Annotated in this window: 1 rRNA gene; it reads right to left on the bottom strand. The window is 52.6% G+C overall.

Annotated features, from left to right (window positions below):
• Nucleotides 1-2098 (bottom strand): 23S ribosomal RNA (locus CFII68_RS0125705); the annotation flags it as partial.

Here is a 2098-nt window from a genome sequence, read left to right on the forward strand (position 1 = left end):
CCTCTCGTACTAGGAGCAGCCCCTCTCAAATCTCAAACGTCCACGGCAGATAGGGACCGAACTGTCTCACGACGTTCTAAACCCAGCTCGCGTACCACTTTAAATGGCGAACAGCCATACCCTTGGGACCGGCTTCAGCCCCAGGATGTGATGAGCCGACATCGAGGTGCCAAACACCGCCGTCGATATGAACTCTTGGGCGGTATCAGCCTGTTATCCCCGGAGTACCTTTTATCCGTTGAGCGATGGCCCTTCCATACAGAACCACCGGATCACTAAGACCTACTTTCGTACCTGCTCGACGTGTCTGTCTCGCAGTCAAGCGCGCTTTTGCCTTTATACTCTACGACCGATTTCCGACCGGTCTGAGCGCACCTTCGTACTCCTCCGTTACTCTTTAGGAGGAGACCGCCCCAGTCAAACTACCCACCATACACTGTCCTCGATCCGGATAACGGACCTGAGTTAGAACCTCAAAGTTGCCAGGGTGGTATTTCAAGGATGGCTCCACGCGAACTGGCGTCCACGCTTCAAAGCCTCCCACCTATCCTACACAAGCAAATTCAAAGTCCAGTGCAAAGCTATAGTAAAGGTTCACGGGGTCTTTCCGTCTAGCCGCGGATACACTGCATCTTCACAGCGATTTCAATTTCACTGAGTCTCGGGTGGAGACAGCGCCGCCATCGTTACGCCATTCGTGCAGGTCGGAACTTACCCGACAAGGAATTTCGCTACCTTAGGACCGTTATAGTTACGGCCGCCGTTTACCGGGGCTTCGATCAAGAGCTTCGCGTTAGCTAACCCCATCAATTAACCTTCCGGCACCGGGCAGGCGTCACACCCTATACGTCCACTTTCGTGTTTGCAGAGTGCTGTGTTTTTAATAAACAGTCGCAGCGGCCTGGTATCTTCGACCGGCGTGGGCTTACGCAGCAAGTGCTTCACCCTCACCGGCGCACCTTCTCCCGAAGTTACGGTGCCATTTTGCCTAGTTCCTTCACCCGAGTTCTCTCAAGCGCCTTGGTATTCTCTACCCAACCACCTGTGTCGGTTTGGGGTACGGTTCCTGGTTACCTGAAGCTTAGAAGCTTTTCTTGGAAGCATGGCATCAACCACTTCGTCACCCAAAGGGTAACTCGTCATCAGCTCTCGGCCTTAGAATCCCGGATTTACCTAAGATTCCAGCCTACCACCTTAAACTTGGACAACCAACGCCAAGCTGGCCTAGCCTTCTCCGTCCCTCCATCGCAATAACCAGAAGTACAGGAATATTAACCTGTTTTCCATCGACTACGCTTTTCAGCCTCGCCTTAGGGACCGACTAACCCTGCGTCGATTAACGTTGCGCAGGAAACCTTGGTCTTTCGGCGTGGGTGTTTTTCACACCCATTGTCGTTACTCATGTCAGCATTCGCACTTCTGATACCTCCAGCAAGCTTCTCAACTCACCTTCACAGGCTTACAGAACGCTCCTCTACCGCATCACTTGCGTGATACCCGTAGCTTCGGTGTATGGTTTGAGCCCCGTTACATCTTCCGCGCAGGCCGACTCGACTAGTGAGCTATTACGCTTTCTTTAAAGGGTGGCTGCTTCTAAGCCAACCTCCTAGCTGTCTAAGCCTTCCCACATCGTTTCCCACTTAACCATAACTTTGGGACCTTAGCTGACGGTCTGGGTTGTTTCCCTTTTCACGACGGACGTTAGCACCCGCCGTGTGTCTCCCATGCTCGGCACTTGTAGGTATTCGGAGTTTGCATCGGTTTGGTAAGTCGGGATGACCCCCTAGCCGAAACAGTGCTCTACCCCCTACAGTGATACATGAGGCGCTACCTAAATAGCTTTCGAGGAGAACCAGCTATCTCCGAGCTTGATTAGCCTTTCACTCCGATCCACAGGTCATCCGCTAACTTTTCAACGGTAGTCGGTTCGGTCCTCCAGTTAGTGTTACCCAACCTTCAACCTGCCCATGGATAGATCGCCCGGTTTCGGGTCTATTCCCAGCGACTAGACGCCCTATTAAGACTCGCTTTCGCTACGCCTCCCCTATTCGGTTAAGCTCGCCACTGAAAATAAGTCGCTGACCCATTATACAAAAGG

Source organism: Pseudomonas sp. CFII68 (assembly GCF_000416195.1).
Taxonomy (GTDB): Bacteria; Pseudomonadota; Gammaproteobacteria; order Pseudomonadales; family Pseudomonadaceae; genus Aquipseudomonas; species Aquipseudomonas kilonensis.